A 19,124-nucleotide genomic window follows, 5' to 3' on the forward strand; every position below is an offset into this window, starting at 1 on the left:
GCTTTTTTAAGTAATTCTATACTAATCCTTCCGCTCCAACAAAGCCATATAAAACCCATCATATCCTGATTGGTGGGACAATACTTTTTTGTCCTTCAGAAGTTTGAATTTTTTTCCGGCTTCCGATTTTAAAAAGATTTTAACTTGTTCTTGATTTTCAGAAGGTAAAATAGAACAGGTTGCATACACCAATTGCCCGTCAACTTTTACCATTCTGGAATAGTGTTGTAAAATATCTTGCTGTGTGATTTTTATTTTATCAATAAAATCAGGTTGTAATTTCCATTTAGCATCTGGATTTCTACGTAAAACCCCCAATCCAGAACATGGCGCATCAATTAAAACGCGATCTGCTTTATCATATAATTTTTTAATAACCTTGGTGGAATCAATGGCTCTGGTTTCAATATTGTGAGCCCCATTTCGTTTGGCACGACGTTTCAATTCATGAAGTTTGTTTTCATAAATATCTAAAGCTATGATTTGTCCTTTATTTTCCATCAAAGAGGCAATATGAAGTGTTTTTCCGCCCGCACCTGCACAGGCATCAACCACGCGCATACCTGGTTGTACATTTAAAAAATCGGCAACTAATTGAGACGATGCATCTTGAACCTCAAACAACCCATTGCTAAAAGCCTCTGTCGTAAAAATATTGGCACGTTCTTTTAATTTTAAGGCATTGGGATAGTCAGGAAGCAGATCCGTTTCAAACCCTAAATCAAACAATTCTTCTTGTAATTTTTCTTTAGTAGTTTTTAAGGTATTAATCCTTAAAATAACATCAGCTTGCTCATTTAAGGCAGCAATTTCTTTGGTCCAAATCGTATCACCAAGTTCTTTTTCGCCTAATTCATCTATCCAATCTGGAATGGATTCCTTGAATTTTCTTATTTTAGAAAGCTCATCAAAACGTCCTTTTATTTTTCGTGTTGGAGTTTCTTCAAAATATTTCCAATCCGGTAATTTTATACCTTTTAGCGTGGCCCAAACGGCAAACATACGCCACAAATTATCTCTGTCAAACGGTTCTTTAACTTCTGCAATTTCAGCATAAAGACGTTTCCAACGAACAATATCATAAGTAGTCTCGGCAACAAAGGCACGGTCGCGTGCGCCCCAACGTTTATCTCGTTTTAAAAGTTGTTGAATTACTTTATCTGCATAATTCCCTTCATTAAAAATCAAGGTCAATCCATCAATAACCGAAAAGCATAAATTTCTGTGTAATCGCATCGTTTGTAAATAAGTCTGCAAAGTTACGTTTAAAATGTTTATTTGTTGAATCGTTTATGAGTTTATTGGTTTTGCTTTTATATTTTTATGGAAATTAAAAATAGATGAAGCACTTTTTATATTTTTTAGGAGTTTTTGTTTTTTTATTATCATGTGAAAAAAAAGAAAAGTTCATTCCTCGAGACTTTAAAACAGTAGACGTTGAAACTATATATTCTGATTCCTTATTAAGTATTAGAGCCATAGATATTTTAAATGATGGAAGTCTAGTTTTTGCGGCAAATGAAGGTACTTTTGGGTTGTATGACCATAAGAAGGAATTATGGCAAACCTCTGTTCAAACCTATGATACTTTAAATTTACATTTTAGAGCCGTTGCACATACAGCAACCGATTTTTTTATGTTGAGTATTGATACTCCTGCATTGTTATACAAAACAGGAAATAATGGTAAGATGGAATTGGTTTATAAGGAAGAAGGAAAAGATGTATTTTATGATGCCATGTTATTTTGGGACGATAAGGAGGGCATTGCTGTAGGGGATAGTATGAACGGATGTTTATCCATTCTAATCACTAGAGATGGTGGAACTACTTGGAAGAAAATGTCATGCGCTAATTTACCTAAAGCTGATAATGCTGAAGGTGCTTTTGCGGCTAGTAACACTAATATTAAAATAATAGAGAATAAAACTTGGATTGCCACCACAAGTGGACATATATATTATTCTGCAGATAAAGGGAATACATGGAATATCATTAATACGCCTATAGTAAAAGATAAAGACACAGAAGGTATTTATTCTATCGATTTTTATAATGATTTAATTGGATTTGCGATTGGAGGCGATTATACCCATCCAGACAATAATTCAGCTAATAAAATAAAAACGATAGATGGAGGGAAAACATGGCAATTAGTTGCCGAAAATCAAAATCCAGGATATAGAAGTTGTGTGCAATTTATACCCAATTCTGAAGGTAAAGAGCTAGTTGCCGTTGGATTTAAAGGTATTGATTTTAGTAATGATTCTGGAGATTCATGGAGGCATTTAAGTGACGAACCTTTTTATACAATTCGTTTTTTAAATGATAGCACGGCCTTTGCAGCAGGCTCCAAAAGAATTTCTAAACTAACTTTTAGAAAATAAAAAAAGGGAAGTTTTAACTTCCCTTTTTTTATTTATTATTTTGCTCTCGATTTTGCTCCCGTCTTTTATTCCATTCCTCGAGCATTTTTCTATTGAAATCTTCTTCAGCATTTTTTAAAGCTAAAATCTTTTTTGCAGAAATAATGGTGCGTAGCTTTTTAATTAATTTGATGTCTTCAGAATGTATTTTATTCTCAATCTCTATAGATTTGTTTAAAATATCATTCGATTTTTCCTCTGAAAGATTATCATAGTTTTGTCTAACTTGATGAATTAATTTACCAAGTTCATTAAATTTTAGGTTGCTTACAGTATCATCATAAGCATTATATATAGGCCAAAATTGTTGCGCTTCTTTTTCGTTTAAATTAAGTCTTTCTGTAATAAAAGCAATTTTTAGACTTTTAATTTTATTTGGTTGAGCAAATGCGCTTAATGAAAAGCACAAAGCTAATGTGATGATAATTGTTTTCATTTTATTGTTTTTTATTCGGAAAAGAAACCTTCAAGATCAACATTGTTTAAAATGTAATTTTCCATGTTTTCTTCAGAGAAATTATGCTCAATGAAATTTTCTTCAACTAAGTCTTCATTAGTTAGAACAGATGACATTTCGTAAGAATCTATATATTCATTCATGATATAGCTTTCAAGACTTGCTGTTTCTAAAGTTTCAAAAGAGGCAGTTTTTTTATGAAAAACAGACAGATTAAACAATAATAATATAGTTGCAGCAATGCTAGAAGCATATACTAAGTTTCGTCTAGTAAATAAGTTGATGACTTTATTCTTCTCGTTTTTAGAAATTTTATTTATGATACGATCTTCTAAAGATTCAAAATAGTTGTCAGGAACTTTAAATCCAGAACCTTCTATACTTTTAAGCTTTATTTGACTTAAAATAGTGTCTTCTATACCTTCAAAATAGTTGTCAGGTATTTTAAACCCAGCGTTTTTAATATTTTTTAGTTTGTCACTCATAACTCTTAGACTTATATTTTATATAAAGGTTTAATTTTTAGTTAAATAAGCTTCAATTTTTTTTACGGCTAAATGATATGATGCTTTTAAAGCACCCTCACTAGTTTCTAAAATATCTGCTATGTCCTTGTATTTTAAATCTTCAAAGTATTTCATGTTAAATACTAATTGTTGTTTATGTGGCAGCTTTGAAATGGCCTCTTGTAATTTTAATTGTATGTCACTACCTTCAAAATATACATCTGTTGGCAGGTTGGTGATTGTTGAATCTTGTAATTCTTCATTGGAAATTAAAAGTTGTTTAGCATTTTTATTTAATAAGGTTATAGATTCGTTGGTTGCGATACGGTATATCCAAGAGAACAATTTACTATCTCCTTTAAAATTATGAATATTACTATAAATTTTTATGAATGTATTTTGAAGCACATCGTCGGCATCATCATGGGACTTCACAATATTACGAATATGCCAATATAAACGCTCTTTGTAAAGTGTTATTAATGTTCTAAAAGCCTGTTCTTTATGTTTTTCAGATTTTAAATCTTCAAGTAGCTGTGCTTCGTCGATCACAAAAATATGTTTCAAGTTAAACGGATAAATATACTAAAAGTTTAAACTTAAAGATTGTAATTTTTTATTAAAAAATTAATTGATTGATAATCAATTATTTGTATTAAAATAATCGACGAAGTGCATTATTAATACGATTAAATGTATTTTTTCTTGTACAATATTTGTTTTTGTTTTAAATTTGCTTCAGCAACCTACTTATGTTGTTAGTCTTCCCCAAGTCTAACAATGAACGAAAAAAAAGGATAGACCCCCAAATCTCTATCCTTTTTTATTTTTTAAAGACGAGGGTTTTTATTCAAAACTTTGCATATCAACAAGTTTTTTATAAACACCATTTTTTGTTATTAGTTGGCTGTGTTTCCCTTTCTCTACAATTTCACCTTTATTTAATACAATAATTTCATCGGCATTTTGTATGGTTGATAATCTATGTGCAATGACGATAGATGTTCTGTTTTTCATCATATTTTCTAAAGCAACTTGTACCAAACGTTCGCTTTCGGTATCTAGTGCAGAGGTGGCTTCATCTAAAACCATGATAGGCGGGCTTTTAAGTACAGCTCTGGCAATGCTAAGACGTTGTTTTTGACCTCCTGATAATTTATTTCCAGAATCACCAATATTAGTTTCTATACCATGAGGCAAGTCTTTTACAAATTCCCATGCGTTTGCTATTTTTAAAGCTTCGATAACATCTTCATCTGTTGCAAGATCATTCCCGATTTTCAAATTGTTTTTGATACTTTCATTGAAAAGAATCGCGTCTTGAGTTACAATGCCTAATTGTTTTCTTAAAGAAACGGTAGTTAAATCTCTAATATCAATACCATCAATTAAAATTCGCCCTTCATTAACATCATAAAAACGGGTAATAAGATTGGCTATGGTCGATTTTCCACTGCCAGATTGTCCAACCAATGCCACCGTTTTTCCTTTAGGAATGGTTAATGAAAAATTCTTTAAAACGTATTCGTCTTGGTATTTAAAAGAAATATTTTCAAATGTGATTTCTGAATCGAATCCTGTTTTTTCAATCGCATTTATTTTGTCTTTTAAAGGGTTAGGTGTATCAATGATTTCTTGAATACGTTCGGCAGCTGCATCACCTTGTTTGATGTTATAAAGCCCTCTAGAAATGGCTTTTGCAGGAACCATAATGTTATAGGCCAAACCCATGTAAGCGATAAAAGAACTGCCATCAAGCATGTCGTTAAATACTAATCGTCCTCCATACCATAATAAAATAGATATTACTAAAATTCCTAGAAACTCACTCGCAGGAGTCGCTAAGTTTTGACGGTTGAACAATTTATTTGAAAAGTGATAAGATCGTGCTGAAGATTCTTGAAATTTTGTATCAAATTTTTCTTCGGCATTAAAGCCTTTAATAATGCGTAGTCCTGTTAAAGTTTCTTCTAATATAGATAAAATAGTGCCTTGTTCTATCTGAACACGATCTGATTTTCGTTTTAAACTTTTGCCTATTCTGGAAATTACGAATCCTGATAATGGAATAAATATAAATACAAACAATGTAAGCTGAGGGCTAATTATCAGCATCATTATTATAGTGAAAATAATGGTTAATGGTTCCCTTGCAATAAGCTCTAAAACAGGTAACATGGAATATTGAAGGGTTGCTACGTCATTTGTTACCCGCGACATGATATCTCCTTTTTTTTGTTCAGAAAAATAGGAAAGAGGTAATTCCACCGTCTTTTTATAAACAGCATTTCTTAAGTCCCTGACAACTCCATTTCTTAAGAAAACCATAAAGTAATTAGCCAAATAGCCAAAAATATTTTTTAAAAGAAAAAGAACTATTATTAAGCTTATTACTAATAGTAATGCCTTTTGCGAATCATCTTTTGCATATAAATTTACTTGGTAAGCGAGATAATCTTTATAAAAGTCTTTTAAACTTGATAAACCTTTGTAAATAGGTTTTACAATTTCTCTAGTTTTTTCTTTTTGTTCAAATAAAATATCCAGCATTGGTATTAATGCAACAAAAGAAAGCGCACCAAATAAAGCATATAGAATATTAGATATGATATGTCCTAAAGCAAATTGTTTGTATGGTTTAGCATACTTTAAGATATTATAAAATTGCTTCATTAACTAAGATTCATGTCTTTTAAAATAGCATCAACTTTTGCGTCAAGTAGTGCTTCAGTTTCTTTGAATTTAGATGTTGATTCCAATGTAGTATTAACGCTTATATAAAATTTGATTTTTGGCTCGGTACCACTTGGTCTTAAAGCTATTTGACTGCCATCTTCGGTATGATAAATTAAAACGTTTGATTTTGGTATGTCAAGAACGGACTCTATACCTGTTACCATGTTTTTTGATGCTGCTGATTCATAATCATCAATTTTAACCACTTTAGAACCATTAATGGTAGTGAAAGGATTTTCACGAGCGTCAATCATCATCTGTGTAATTTCTTGAGCGCCTTCAATTCCTTTTTTAGTTAACGATACTAACTTTTCTTTAAAGCATCCATGCTCTACGTAAAGTTTAATTAGTTCGTTGTAAAACGAGCTACCATTTGCTTTTGATATCGCTGCTATTTCGCAAGCCAAAAGTGTAGAGGTTACCGCATCTTTATCGCGAACAAAATCGCCTACCATATAACCAAAACTTTCTTCGCCACCACCAATAAAATCAAGTTGAGGGAAATCATGGATTAATTTAGCAATCCATTTAAAACCAGTCAGTACAATTTTACTTTCTACGCCATAAGCGTCAGCCAGATTGTTTAGCATGGGTGTAGAAACAATAGTGGATGCAATAAATTCTTTACCTTTAATTTTGCCATCTTCTTTCCATTGCTTTAATAAAAAATCGGTCATCATTAACATGGTTTGATTTCCGTTAAGCAATTGTAATTTGTTTTCCGAATTTCTAACAGCAACACCTAATCTATCACAATCAGGGTCGGTGCCAATCACAATATCTGCACCTACTTTATCTGCTAATTCCAACGCCATTTTTAACGCTGCAGGTTCTTCAGGGTTTGGAGAAGCTACTGTTGGAAAATCTCCATCAGGGACTTCTTGTTCTTTTACAATATGCACATTTTTATAACCTGCTCGTTTTAAAGTTTCTGGTACCGCGGTTATGGATGTTCCATGAAGTGAAGTAAAAACAATTTTTAAATTGTCCTTAGCTTCTTGAGAGGCACCTACACAGCCATTTTTTACGGAAGCATCAATAAATATATTATCGACATCTTTGCCTATGTAATGGATTAAACTCGTGTTTGGTTCAAATTTTATATTAGCATAATCTACATCGTTTATAATATTTATTAATGCTTTATCGTGTGGGGGTACCAATTGGCCACCATCTTGCCAATATACTTTATAGCCATTATATTCTGGGGGATTATGAGAGGCTGTAAGTACAATGCCACAATGGCAATTTAAGTGCTTAACAGCGAACGATAATTCTGGAGTTGGACGTAAATCTTCAAACAAATAGACTTCAATGCCGTTTGCTGAAAACACGTCAGCAACAACTTTTGCCAATGTTTTACTATTATGTCTGCAATCAAAAGCAATAACGGCTTTAGGTGTTTCATTAGGAAAGCATTTGTGCAAATAATCACTTAAACCTTGTGTGCTTTTTCCAAGGGTATATTTATTAATTCGGTTGGTTCCAATGCCCATAACACCACGCATACCACCAGTTCCAAATTCTAAATCCTTATAAAAACTTTCTTGGATATCTTTTGGATTATTGGCAATACTATTCTTAATAAAATCCTGAGTCTCCTTATCAAAAGAGGGGGTTAACCATGTGTTTATCCTATCTAGTATTTTGGGTTCTATGTAAATCATATTGTGCTGTTTTAATATTATTAATGATTATAGCAATTTTTAACATTGCAAAAATATAGAATTATGAGGTTAGTTTTAGATTTTTATAAAGCATATTTAGGATCTATGATTGACTTTTAAGTTGTAAATACAATAAATAATGCAGCTTTTTTAATTCAAATTGAGGTACTCTTTAACAGAATAACGTTTTTTGTCTGGTTTGGTACGAAGAATGATTTCCCCTAAAAAACCAGCAACAAAAAATTGGGTGCCAATAATCATGGTTGAGAGTGCAATATAAAATTGGGGTCTTTGGGTTATTAACCTTCCAGCTGGATTTAAAAATATTTTATCAATACCAAGATATAGTGAAAAGCCAAAGCCAATAATAAGCATAATGGCTCCTAGAGCTCCAAATAAATGCATGGGACGTCTGCCAAATCTAGATAAAAACCAAATGGTGATTAAATCTAAAAAACCATGAACAAAGCGATCCATGCCAAATTTAGTTTCGCCATATTTTCTAGCTTGGTGTTGAACTACTTTTTCAGTAATCTTAATGAATCCAGCATTTTTTGCAAGCACAGGGATGTAACGATGCATTTCACCATTCACATCAATATTTTTTACAACATCGTTTTTATAGGCTTTTAAACCACAATTAAAATCGTTTAGTTTAACGCCAGAAGTTCGTCTTGCTGCCCAATTAAATAATTTAGAAGGTAAGTTTTTTGAAATGATAGAATCGTAACGTTTCTTTTTCCAACCAGAAACCAAGTCGAAACCATCGGACATAATCATGCTATAAAGTTCAGGGATTTCGTCTGGGTTGTCTTGTAAATCAGCATCCATAGTAATGATAACATTGCCTTGGGCTATTTCGAAACCAGCATGGAGTGCTTGGGATTTACCAAAATTTTTTAAAAAACGAATGCCTTTTACTTGAGGGTTATCATTTGATAATTGGCTGATTGCTTGCCAAGAATCATCTGTGCTACCGTCGTCTATAAATATAATTTCGTATGAAAAATGATTGGATTGCATCACTTTTGCAATCCAATCATGTAATTCGTTTAAAGAATCTTGTTCATTAAGTAGTGGAATAACTACAGATATATCCATTTTGAAATCTTCAATAATTTAATGTTTCAAAAATACGGAAATTATCTATGCTATTCTTGTGATTCTTTTTTCATGACTAATCCTGCAATGAGAGAGTATATCAATCCAAACAACGCACTAAGGGCAATCCATACAGCGGCTCCTAGTAAAGGACTAGAAAATTTTTCGGCCATTTCCATGTTTTTTTCAACCATTTCACTGGTCATTTTCGGATTTTCATAAAGTTTTTCTCTTGCAGCCTCCATCATTTTACTCATTAATTCCGTGTCAATGACGTAAAATAAAACAAGTGAAAAAACAGCATAAACCAAGGCACTTATCACTGCAGCAGCAACGCCAACTTTTAAAGCGTCTGATAATGTTAACAGGTTGTTGTTGGTTTTCTTGAATTGACTTATGGTATAAATCAAGAACGTTGGAAATATGACGTAAAAGAGAACCATTGGCCATTGTTTGCCTTCTATAAGCATGTTTGTTGCATACATTACAGCGTAAATCACAACCAGAATAAGTCCTAAAATAATTCCGTAATTTACAGCAAATTTGCCAGGAGATTTAATTTCAGATTCCATAATTTATTTAATGATTTAAGTTAGATACTGAGTTAGTATTCAAATATAATAAAACGTTACATAAGGTTAGGTAATAAATTTTTTTAAAAAGTATTGCGAATTACTAAAAATTACCTAAATTTGCACTTCCAAAATTGAAAAGAATAAAAGCATTTAGCGATGAGAAAAGGTATACACCCAGAGAATTATAGAATAGTAGCATTCAAGGACATGTCTAATGATGATGTGTTTTTAACAAAATCTACTGCTGCAACAAATGAAACAATTGAAGTTGATGGTGTTGAATATCCAGTTATTAAAATGGAGATTTCTAGAACATCTCATCCTTTCTACACTGGTAAATCTAAGTTAGTAGATACTGCTGGTCGTATTGATAAATTTAAAAACAAATATTCTAAATTTAATAAATAATTTAGTTTCTTTTTATAAAAATATTAAGCCTTTCAGAAATGAAAGGCTTTTTTATTTTAAGCAATTAACCTACTTTTGAATAGTTAACCATTAAGTTTAAGTTTTGAGTGAATCACTTTTAACTTTTAACTTTCAACTCTTAACTTACTCATGAACTATATTCTCTTTGACGGCCCTTCACGTAATAATTTATTGCCATTTACATTTACTAGACCTGTTGCCGATATAAGAATAGGTATCTTAACTATAAGAGAAAAATGGGAAACTTTTTTAGATTCTACCACCACCACAATTACTGAAGATTATTTATCCGATAAATATCCCATGGTTGAGATGGACGAAAATATTATGATTAATGCGTCCTATCTTCCTAATCTAGAATTGGTTGAAATGGTCAAAAATTTAAAAGAAAATCAGGCTATTTTTAAAGGTGAAGATGTGATTGCTTTTTTTACAAGAGATACTCAGGATGATGTGGATTTTGAAACCTATGAAGCTTTAGAATATCATGATGATATTCTAAAAATAGAACATACATGGGATGTCTTTTCTAAAAATGGGGATGCCATTCAAGAAGATTTCAATTTATTGACAGAAGGTAGAAAGTCACAACACATACCTTCAAGTAATAATGTTATAGCTCCGGAAAATATTTTTATAGAAGAAGGTGCTAAATTAGAATTTGTATCACTTAATGCTAGCAAAGGGCCTATTTATATTGGGAAAGATACCGAAATTATGGAAGGCTCCTTGATTCGTGGGCCTTTTGCTTTGTGTGAAGGATCCCTAGTGAAACTTGGTGCTAAAATTTATGGGCCAACTACTATTGGACCCTACAGTAAAATAGGGGGAGAGGTGAATAATTCCGTATTATTTGCGTATTCTAATAAAGGGCATGATGGTTTTTTAGGAAATTCGGTACTTGGTGAATGGTGTAATTTGGGAGCAGATACCAATACCTCCAATTTAAAAAATAATTATGAGGAAGTTCGACTCTGGGATTATGAAAGCGAAAGTTTCTCGAAAACGGGATTGCAGTTTTGTGGACTTATGATGGGTGATCATAGCAAATGTGGCATTAATACGATGTTCAATACCGGAACGGTTGTTGGTGTAAGTGCCAATATTTTTGGAAGTGGATTTCCAAGAAATTTTGTACCAAGTTTTAGTTGGGGTGGTAGCAGTGGTTATACAACCTACGTAACCAAAAAAGCATTTGAAGTTGCTGAAAAAGTTATGGACAGACGCCAGATTGCATTTACAGAACAGGATAAAGCGATTTTAGAGTATATCTTCGAAGAAACCAAGAAATATAGACGTGAATAAATAACTTTTCATGGATTTGGTTCGAATCCCTATTTTTTAATCCTTTATTAACTAGTAGTGATTTAAATAAACAGAAGCCTAAGCTGGTAAATAAAGGATAATGTTTATTGTTTTAAATTAAGTTATAGACATGTAATTATGTTGAGTATTTTAGTAGTATACTACATAGGAAAACAATTTTATAAATTGGCAGAAAAATTTAATCAGAAAAAATGGGTTTATGCTATTTTAGGTGTGTTGACGTATTATTTAGGTGCAATTATTTTGGGAGGTATTATCATTGGATTAATCATTGAGTTTTTCATGGATTCTGATTTTGAAAGTTACTCCAATACAATTTTAGGATTATTCATGATGCCTTTTGGAATTGTTACTTGTGTATTATTTCATTATTTATTAGAAAGGAAATGGAAAAAATCAGTGATGTATGTTAAAGATGAAATTCAAGATATAGGAAAACATATAGAAGATAAAGATTAGTCTTTTTTTACATGTTTCAATTCCAAAACATACACGGGGCTAACCTCTAAGCCTTTTACATTTTTTCTTGTAAACCGCACTATTTCATCATAAAAAAGAGGCACTATAGGAGCTTGCTGTATCATTAAAGAATCCATTTTAGTGTAAAGTAAAGTCCTTTTTTTAACATTGGTTTCCATAAATGCATCCTCATACCAGGAGTCAAATAATTCGCTTTTAAAATGTGTGTAATTTGGTCCGTTTGGTGCAAAATTTTTACTGTAATACAATGACAAATAATTCTCAGCATCTGGGTAATCGGCAACCCAACTGGCTCTAAACATATCTAGTTTTCCATTCGCTTTGGCATCTTTTAAAGCTGCACCAGGGATCACATCAATATTAACCGTCAATCCTATTTTTTGAAGTTCTCGTTGTATATATTCGGAAAAACTTAAGTAATTGCCAGTTGTCGTAATTGAAATTGCTGGGTTTTTAATGCCTGTTTCAATTTTAAATTGTTCTACTAATTGCCTTGCTAAATCTGGTTTATAAGAAAAACCTATCGAGTTATTGTAACTCGGCAATCCTTTGGGGATGAAGCCACCTTCAGCAGGAATGCCAATGCCATTGCGTAAATACATCATCATTTTTTTTCGGTCAAAACCATAATTAATGGCTTTTCTAAGGAGTTCCGATTTTATTTCAGTAACTTCAGAATCCATATAGAATGCTAAATATTCGGTGTTTAGATAAGGACCGCGAACCATATCAACCTCACCAGCATAGTCACTTCTAAGCGCGCCATTAGCAGTTAAAATTTCATCTTTATAAGAAGCATCCAATCCAATTATAAAATCTATATTTCCTTGTGTAAATTGTAAAAACTCACTTTGTTTATCGGGTAAAAAAGTAATGGCAATAGCTTCTAAATAAGGTAAGGCATGGTCTAAACTATCTTTTTCAAAATAATTTTCATTTTTTCTAAAGACCAACTTCAGGTTTTCTTCCCACCTTTTAAATTTAAAAGGACCCGTGCCGATGGGATGCGACCTAAAATCGCTACCGTAATAATCCACGATGTCTTTAGGGACCACCGAACAATATTTCATGGTTAATAAGCCTAAAAAAGCGGGAAAAGGAGATTTTAATTTTATTTGAAAAATGCTATCATTAATGGCTTTAAAATTTTCAACGGTATTTAAAACCCAACTTCCTGGAGAGGCTACTTTTTTATCGATTAATCTGTTTAAACTATACTCAAAGTCGTTAGCGTTTACGGTTCTTGTGGAATCTTTTCCGAAAAGTGGATGCTTATGGAAAAATACGTCGTTGCGTAATAAAAAGGTATAGGTTAGGGCATCTTCAGAAACAGTCCAACTTTTAGCGATACAAGGCTGGATATTTAAATCATTATCCATTTGTACCAATCCGTTAAATAATTGATTGGTGGCCCAGATATCGGATATGTCTTTTGAAAAAGCGGGATCTAAAGAACCAATATTTTTATGTTCGTTATAGCGAAAAACCAAGTGATCTGTATTGGAATTTGTTTTGCTTCCGCAGGAAAATATTAATAGAAGAATACAAATTATAAAGAGATAGGTAAATAATTGTTTTTTATGCAACGACATCTGTTTTATCATATCACTAATAAGTTGTAAATTTGCAATCTTTTAAAGAAAGAACGTAAATATAATGAGATTTCCACCCAAGTGGAAATGACAATAGAATTAATGAGAAAAAAAGTCGCATTTTATACATTAGGTTGTAAACTTAACTTTTCTGAGACTTCTACGATTGCTAGAAGTTTTACAGATGAGGGTTTTGACCGTGTGGACTTTTCTGAGCATGCCGATATTTATGTAATCAATACCTGTTCTGTCACTGAAAATGCCGACAAACGTTTTAAAACCATTGTAAAACAAGCGCAAAAAACAAATCCGAATGCGTTTGTAGCAGCAGTTGGTTGTTATGCCCAATTAAAACCGCAAGAACTTGCCGATGTGAATGGTGTAGATTTGGTATTGGGAGCGACGGAAAAATTTAAAATCACCGATTATATCAACGATTTGTCCAAAAACGACTTTGGTAAAGTGCATTCATGCGAAATTGAAGATGCCGATTTTTATGTTGGGAGTTATTCCATAGGGGATCGAACGCGTGCTTTTTTAAAGGTTCAAGATGGTTGTGACTATAAATGTACGTATTGTACCATTCCGTTGGCTCGTGGAATTTCTAGAAGTGATACGATGAACAATGTGCTTAAGAATGCTAAAGAAATTTCATCCCAAAACATTAAAGAAATCGTTTTAACAGGTGTTAATATTGGTGATTATGGAAAGGGAGAATTCGGGAACAAAAAACACGAACATACGTTTTTAGATTTAGTTACGGAATTAGATAAAGTAGAAGGTATTGAACGTTTGCGAATTTCATCCATAGAGCCAAATTTACTAAAAAATGAAACGATTGATTTGGTATCAAAATCTAGAGCGTTTGTTCCGCATTTTCATATTCCTTTGCAATCTGGCAGTAACGAGATTCTTAAGAAAATGAAGCGTCGTTACATGCGTGAATTGTATGTAGATAGAGTGTCTAAAATAAAAGAGGTGATGCCTCATGCTTGTATTGGGGTAGATGTTATTGTTGGTTTTCCTGGAGAAACTGATGCCCATTTTTTAGAATCGTATAATTTTTTAGCCGATTTGGACATCTCTTATTTACACGTATTTACATATTCTGAGCGCGATAACACGGAAGCGGCCCATATGGATGGTGTGGTGCCGATGAATGTGAGAAATAAGCGAAGTAAAATGCTACGGGGACTTTCTGTTAAAAAGCGTCGTGCTTATTATGAAAGTCAGTTAGGTAGTAAAAGAACCGTGTTGTTTGAAGGCGAAAATAAAGAAGGGTATATCTATGGTTTTACGGAGAACTATGTAAAGGTAAAAGCGCCTTGGAATCCAGAATTAGTAAATACATTGCATCAAGTAGAGCTCACTAAAATTGATGATGATGGGTTAGTAAGGTTCGATTTTGTAAAAGAACTGGTATTATAAAAACAAAAAATCCAAAGCTACATAACTTTGGATTTTTTGTTTTGTTGTTTTTCGAGATATTCTAAATAATAACCCCAACAGGAAGCATCCGTTTATACTTTCTGTTGCTTCTAACAAACTTAGCAATTTCAGGACTGGTTGGTACAACACTCAAGTTACGTTCTTCAATTAGCTCAAAAACAGCACATAAAAAATCTTTTTTAAAGTCATCGTCTTTAATAGCGTCAGGAATAATAAGTTTTGTTAAAAAAATCTTTCGGTCTTGTAGAGAATACTCAATTTTAGCTAGATGGTCATCAATTTTAATTTCAAACTGGCGTAAGAAATCATTGTCTATTAGTTCAGCAACATCAATCATGGTATATGTTTTTAATTAATTGGAATCTAAATAATGGAAGACTATTTTGTAGCTTTGTTAGACAAATATACGAAAAAAAATCCTTAATAAAAAGGCTGATGTCTGTTAAAACCTTATGAATCAACATATAATACATGTTTATTTAATGCCAGGTATGGCTGCCAGTTCTAAAATTTTTGAACACATAAAATTACCGGAAAATCAATTTGAAATTCATTATTTAGAATGGTTGATACCAATTGAAAATGAGAGTGTTGAAGATTATTCTTTACGTTTAACAAACAAAATAAACCATGACAATATTGTTTTAATTGGTGTCTCTTTTGGGGGTGTTATCGTTCAAGAAATGAGTAAACATATAAGGGTTCGAAAATTAATTATTATTTCTAGCGTTAAGTCATTACATGAATTACCGAAGCGTATGCAACTTGCAAAAGTTACTAAAGCTTATAAGTTATTACCAACGCAATTAGTCAGTAATATAGATTTGTTAGCAAAATATGCTTTTGGAAGTAATGTTGCAAAGCGATTGGATTTATATAAAAAGTATTTATCTGTGAATGATAGCCATTATTTAAGTTGGGCTATAAAACAGATGATTTGTTGGAATCAAGACATTCCAAACCCAGAATTGATTCACATACACGGAGATAATGATGCGGTATTTCCTATAAAAAATATAAAAAATTGTATCACTATAAAAAACGGTTCCCATATTATGATTATTAATAAATACAAATGGTTCAATGAGCATTTGCCTTCCATAATTTTAGGAAACGAGAATCACTACTTATAATTATTTTTTTTATCTTTAAACAAAACTTATTAGCTATGAAAATTATAGAAAGAACGTTGGCTTTAGTGGGATTATTAAGTTTGTCAGCTTTGTTTATATACGCCCTGCAAGATGCACCAACAGATGAGAATTTCGAGAAAAAGCTCATTAATGATTATAACGTTTATGCCCTTCAAATACCAGAAGATTTAAATTTTGCGGATGAGCCTATGCCTCTTAAAGATCCCGATATTTATGAGCGTATGGATAAAGAATTGTTGGTGAATACCTATTGGCAATCTAATGGATTGTTAATGTTTAAACGTGCTAAAAAATATTTCCCAATTATTGAACCTATTTTAAAAAAGAATGGGATTCCAGAAGATTTTAAATATTTGGCTGTTATTGAAAGTGGATTGACCAATGTCGTGTCTCCAGCTGGAGCTACGGGTGTTTGGCAAATTATGCCTGCTACTGGTAGAGAGAACGGTCTAGAGGTAAATGATAATGTTGATGAACGTTACAATCTTGAAAAAGCTACAGAAGTAGCTTGTAAATATCTAAAAAAGTCTAAAGATGAATTAGGATCTTGGACATTGGCGGCGGCGGCCTATAATGCTGGTAATTCAGGGATTTCTAGACGATTAAAAGAACAAAATGTTTCTGATTATTACGATTTGCTTTTAGGTGAAGAAACAGGACGTTATGTATTCCGAATTGTGGCATTAAAGGAGATTTTAAATAATCCACAAAAATATGGTTTCAATTTTAGAGAGAAAGATTTATATACCCATATTCCAACTTATGAGGTTAAAGTGGATAAGCCTGTGACAGATTTTACCAAATTTGCTGAACAATATGGTATTAATTATAAAATTTTAAAACTTCATAATCCTTGGTTAAGAGACCGTATGCTTTATAATAAAACAGGAAAAACGTATACTATTGAAATTCCTGAGAAAGGGTATTATAATTAATAACTAGAATCATTTAGCTTGATATTTCTATCATGTTAGTAAACACAAAATATGTTATTGAAATTCCAAAGTAATAATATAATTAAATTGACTACCATGCATATGAGTATAAAAAAGAATCAAATAAAATGTATTCTTTGAAAAAACCTATTTTCATCATTTAGAAAATAATTTCATAAGATATATAGGGGAGGAATATGAAAATCGTGAAATTTCAAAAGAAATTGATTTAACTCTTTTTTATGAATGAATATTATAAAAAGACTTCTACCTAATTAAAAGCTGAAAATTATACAAGACTTTTAGGGGAGTGTTTTCAATTTTCAGATTCTCTTAGAGTGTATAATTAATAGTATTACACATCATCAAATTGAAATGCTTACCCTCTCTTTTTCTGCGCTCGTAAAGAACCTCCAGTTCCAAAATGTTGGTTTGGCATTTGGGCACGTTTCATGTTTTCTTTCATCATTTTAATTTGGTCTGTTAACATGCCTTGTTTATCAAGCTTTTGAGCTTCTGAAAGTAATTTTTGAGCTTCTTGTTTTCTGCGTTTAGAAAATGCAATACCAGATAAATTTAGTTTTGCCATGGCTAAATCATGATCCATAGATAACCCTAATTCCACAGATTTTTTAAAGTATTTTTCAGCTTCGTTCATGTTGGTTTGAGATACCATGATACCATGCAAATAATTATAATAGCCTTGTTGTTTTTTTACAAGAGCGGATTCTGGATTTTTAATTTTATCCAACCATTTTTTTGCGCCAGGAAAATCTTGTTTACGTAATCTTAAAAACGCTAAAAGAATAAATTCATTTTTAAAATATAAAAACACGAAGATTAATGATAGTAATATAAGCATGATACCATTACCAATATTATTTTCAGTGAATTGATATATTGCATAGGCAATAATACCAGCAGCAATGATGAGTTTTATTATTTTATTGTACATGTTTAATGGTTTTATATGTTGTAGTAGATGTTATCGTAGTTGGTATCTCTAAATCTTTCATTTGTGTCATTACAGATACTCCTTTTGCAGATTGCTTGACAACCATATCTTTAATAAAACCAGTAGCTTTATTTGCTGTTAGGGTTGTTTGTTGTTTGCCAGTTAATGTCATAGAAGATCCTTCTTCTCTGGTTTGCATGGTAATATTACTATCGGCACTCAATTCTATAGCTTTTTCAGTAATGGTTTCAAGTTTCCAAGTATTTTTTGCTATCAAGTCGCCTTTATAATTATTTACCCATGTGTCCCCAATGTTAACTTTTTTATTTGGATAAATAAACGTCATTTGCTCAAAACTTCTGGCAAGACTTTCATTTCCAAATTCCTTTCTCATACTCTCAATCATGACTTGCTTCGTTAATTCATCGGAAATTCCAGCATTGCCAATCATTTTGGTAATCATTTTTTCTGTGCCTGAAATGGATTTTATTTTGCCATTTTTAAGCAAATCCATTTTTAATTTGGCTCCAATCATTCCTAAAAAAACCTTTGCTTGCACATCATCTTTAGAAATACTGTTTTTGGTGTCAACATTAATAACTTCTCCGTATAGGTTTGAAGTTGTTGTCATTTTAAATCTTTCAAAATTAAAACTGATAATGTAGGTGCTATCTGTTTTTTGAGATACAATAAAAGTAAATTCAGCTTCTAAAATATTTTTCAGCTCATGTTTGTTACCATCAATGTCTTGAATAATATCTTGTGTTGCTTTTTGAAACACACTTAGGGTATCCCCAACCTTTAAATTATATTGTAAGGTGTTTTGAGCATACATACTATTAGAAAATAGGGCTGTAAATAGCAATATTCCCTTAAAAAAAACAGACATTGGCTTGATTTTACTTTCGGAGTACAAAGAAACTAAATTTTTATCGAAAGAACTATATAGGCTTTTAACAAAAATGATGTTAATAATATAAATAAATACAGCTATTTGATCTTGGAATTTTAAATTTTTATCAATTAAAAAATATTTTTAAAATAAGGTTTGTCAAAGTAAAAACTCTTTGTATATTTGCCCCCAGTTTTGGAGAAACACCAAATAGATAAATACAATACAGATTTTAAAGATATAAGACAATGAGTAAAAGAACATTTCAGCCATCAAAAAGAAAGAGAAGAAACAAACATGGTTTTAGAGAAAGAATGGCATCTGCTAATGGAAGAAAAGTGCTTGCTCGTAGAAGAGCTAAGGGAAGAAAGAAATTGTCTGTGTCATCTGAATCAAGACATAAAAAATAATGATTAACAATTGTTTATAAATTAAAGGTGTTAC

The 19,124-nt window shown here is 31.8% G+C and carries 20 protein-coding genes; 8 read left to right on the top strand and 12 right to left on the bottom strand.

Features of this window, described 5'->3' with window-relative positions; translation table 11 throughout:
- Positions 1–21: 21 nt before the first annotated feature.
- A complete protein-coding gene (locus DKT72_RS01315; protein WP_111306911.1) occupies positions 22–1,236 on the bottom strand; it encodes an RsmB/NOP family class I SAM-dependent RNA methyltransferase in 1,215 nt (404 codons plus the stop codon).
- Positions 1,237–1,340: 104 nt separating this feature from the next.
- On the opposite strand from DKT72_RS01315, the gene DKT72_RS01320 reads away from it, so the two are divergent.
- The gene (locus DKT72_RS01320) at positions 1,341–2,387 is read left to right on the top strand and encodes a WD40/YVTN/BNR-like repeat-containing protein (protein ID WP_111306912.1); all 1,047 of its coding nucleotides are present in this window, start codon (positions 1,341–1,343) and stop codon (positions 2,385–2,387) included.
- Between the two features lie 28 nt (positions 2,388–2,415).
- Here DKT72_RS01320 and DKT72_RS01325 read toward each other — a convergent pair whose 3' ends face one another.
- The 7 genes from DKT72_RS01325 to DKT72_RS01355 form a co-directional block, all read right to left on the bottom strand.
- Positions 2,416–2,862, bottom strand: a complete 447-nt coding sequence (locus DKT72_RS01325) for a hypothetical protein (protein ID WP_111306913.1) — start codon at positions 2,860–2,862, stop codon at positions 2,416–2,418.
- Between the two features lie 11 nt (positions 2,863–2,873).
- Positions 2,874–3,368 (bottom strand): hypothetical protein, encoded by a 495-nt coding sequence (locus DKT72_RS01330; protein WP_111306914.1) that lies wholly within the window; start codon positions 3,366–3,368, stop codon positions 2,874–2,876.
- Positions 3,369–3,398: 30 nt separating this feature from the next.
- The gene (locus DKT72_RS01335; RefSeq protein WP_111307043.1) at positions 3,399–3,941 is read right to left on the bottom strand and encodes an RNA polymerase sigma factor; all 543 of its coding nucleotides are present in this window, start codon (positions 3,939–3,941) and stop codon (positions 3,399–3,401) included.
- A 294-nt stretch (positions 3,942–4,235) separates the two neighbouring features.
- Positions 4,236–6,062 (bottom strand): ABC transporter ATP-binding protein, encoded by a 1,827-nt coding sequence (locus tag DKT72_RS01340; RefSeq protein WP_111306915.1) that lies wholly within the window; start codon positions 6,060–6,062, stop codon positions 4,236–4,238.
- Positions 6,062–7,792, bottom strand: a complete 1,731-nt coding sequence (locus DKT72_RS01345) for a phospho-sugar mutase (RefSeq protein ID WP_220628059.1) — start codon at positions 7,790–7,792, stop codon at positions 6,062–6,064. The genes DKT72_RS01340 and DKT72_RS01345 overlap by 1 nt, the downstream gene beginning before the upstream one ends.
- A gap of 150 nt (positions 7,793–7,942) precedes the next feature.
- On the bottom strand, positions 7,943–8,893 hold the full coding sequence (locus DKT72_RS01350) for a glycosyltransferase family 2 protein (protein WP_111306916.1): 951 nt from the start codon (positions 8,891–8,893) through the stop codon (positions 7,943–7,945).
- A gap of 50 nt (positions 8,894–8,943) precedes the next feature.
- Positions 8,944–9,465 (bottom strand): DUF4199 domain-containing protein, encoded by a 522-nt coding sequence (locus tag DKT72_RS01355; protein WP_111306917.1) that lies wholly within the window; start codon positions 9,463–9,465, stop codon positions 8,944–8,946.
- A gap of 159 nt (positions 9,466–9,624) precedes the next feature.
- Between DKT72_RS01355 and DKT72_RS01360 the strand changes: the two genes are divergently transcribed.
- The 3 genes from DKT72_RS01360 to DKT72_RS01370 all read left to right on the top strand — a co-directional run bounded on the left by DKT72_RS01360 (position 9,625) and on the right by DKT72_RS01370 (position 11,682).
- Entirely contained in the window at positions 9,625–9,876 is a 252-nt protein-coding gene (locus tag DKT72_RS01360) for a type B 50S ribosomal protein L31 (protein ID WP_111306918.1), read from the top strand.
- Positions 9,877–10,026: 150 nt separating this feature from the next.
- On the top strand, positions 10,027–11,202 hold the full coding sequence (locus tag DKT72_RS01365) for a GlmU family protein (protein ID WP_111306919.1): 1,176 nt from the start codon (positions 10,027–10,029) through the stop codon (positions 11,200–11,202).
- A 138-nt stretch (positions 11,203–11,340) separates the two neighbouring features.
- A complete protein-coding gene (locus DKT72_RS01370) occupies positions 11,341–11,682 on the top strand; it encodes a hypothetical protein (RefSeq protein ID WP_111306920.1) in 342 nt (113 codons plus the stop codon).
- Here the strand turns inward: DKT72_RS01370 and DKT72_RS01375 are convergent.
- The gene (locus DKT72_RS01375) at positions 11,679–13,295 is read right to left on the bottom strand and encodes an ABC transporter substrate-binding protein (protein WP_111306921.1); all 1,617 of its coding nucleotides are present in this window, start codon (positions 13,293–13,295) and stop codon (positions 11,679–11,681) included. The two genes, DKT72_RS01370 and DKT72_RS01375, sit on opposite strands and share 4 nt — an antisense overlap.
- Before the next feature lie 102 nt (positions 13,296–13,397).
- Between DKT72_RS01375 and mtaB the strand changes: the two genes are divergently transcribed.
- A complete protein-coding gene (gene mtaB / locus DKT72_RS01380; RefSeq protein ID WP_111306922.1) occupies positions 13,398–14,723 on the top strand; it encodes a tRNA (N(6)-L-threonylcarbamoyladenosine(37)-C(2))-methylthiotransferase MtaB in 1,326 nt (441 codons plus the stop codon).
- A gap of 61 nt (positions 14,724–14,784) precedes the next feature.
- Here mtaB and DKT72_RS01385 read toward each other — a convergent pair whose 3' ends face one another.
- A complete protein-coding gene (locus DKT72_RS01385) occupies positions 14,785–15,081 on the bottom strand; it encodes an N-acetyltransferase (RefSeq protein WP_111306923.1) in 297 nt (98 codons plus the stop codon).
- Between the two features lie 115 nt (positions 15,082–15,196).
- Here DKT72_RS01385 and DKT72_RS01390 point away from each other — a divergent pair, with 115 nt between their 5' ends.
- Positions 15,197–15,877 carry an alpha/beta hydrolase family protein gene (locus tag DKT72_RS01390; RefSeq protein ID WP_111306924.1) on the top strand — a complete coding sequence of 227 codons (681 nt, stop codon included), beginning with the start codon at positions 15,197–15,199 and terminating at the stop codon, positions 15,875–15,877.
- 35 nt (positions 15,878–15,912) lie between these two features.
- Positions 15,913–16,833: a lytic transglycosylase domain-containing protein gene (locus DKT72_RS01395; protein WP_111306925.1), complete on the top strand. Its 921-nt coding sequence runs from the start codon at positions 15,913–15,915 to the stop codon at positions 16,831–16,833.
- A 379-nt stretch (positions 16,834–17,212) separates the two neighbouring features.
- On the opposite strand, the gene DKT72_RS01400 is transcribed toward DKT72_RS01395, so the two are convergent.
- Positions 17,213–17,788, bottom strand: coding sequence for a tetratricopeptide repeat protein (locus DKT72_RS01400; RefSeq protein ID WP_111306926.1), 576 nt, complete (start codon positions 17,786–17,788; stop codon positions 17,213–17,215).
- Positions 17,778–18,677, bottom strand: coding sequence for a DUF6263 family protein (locus DKT72_RS01405; RefSeq protein ID WP_111306927.1), 900 nt, complete (start codon positions 18,675–18,677; stop codon positions 17,778–17,780). Before DKT72_RS01405 ends, DKT72_RS01400 begins: the two co-directional genes overlap by 11 nt.
- A gap of 251 nt (positions 18,678–18,928) precedes the next feature.
- On the opposite strand from DKT72_RS01405, the gene rpmH reads away from it, so the two are divergent.
- Positions 18,929–19,090, top strand: coding sequence for a 50S ribosomal protein L34 (gene rpmH / locus DKT72_RS01410; RefSeq protein ID WP_038527912.1), 162 nt, complete (start codon positions 18,929–18,931; stop codon positions 19,088–19,090).
- Positions 19,091–19,124 lie beyond the last annotated feature (34 nt).

This window comes from Confluentibacter sediminis, assembly GCF_003258355.1.
Taxonomy (GTDB): domain Bacteria; phylum Bacteroidota; class Bacteroidia; order Flavobacteriales; family Flavobacteriaceae; genus Confluentibacter; species Confluentibacter sediminis.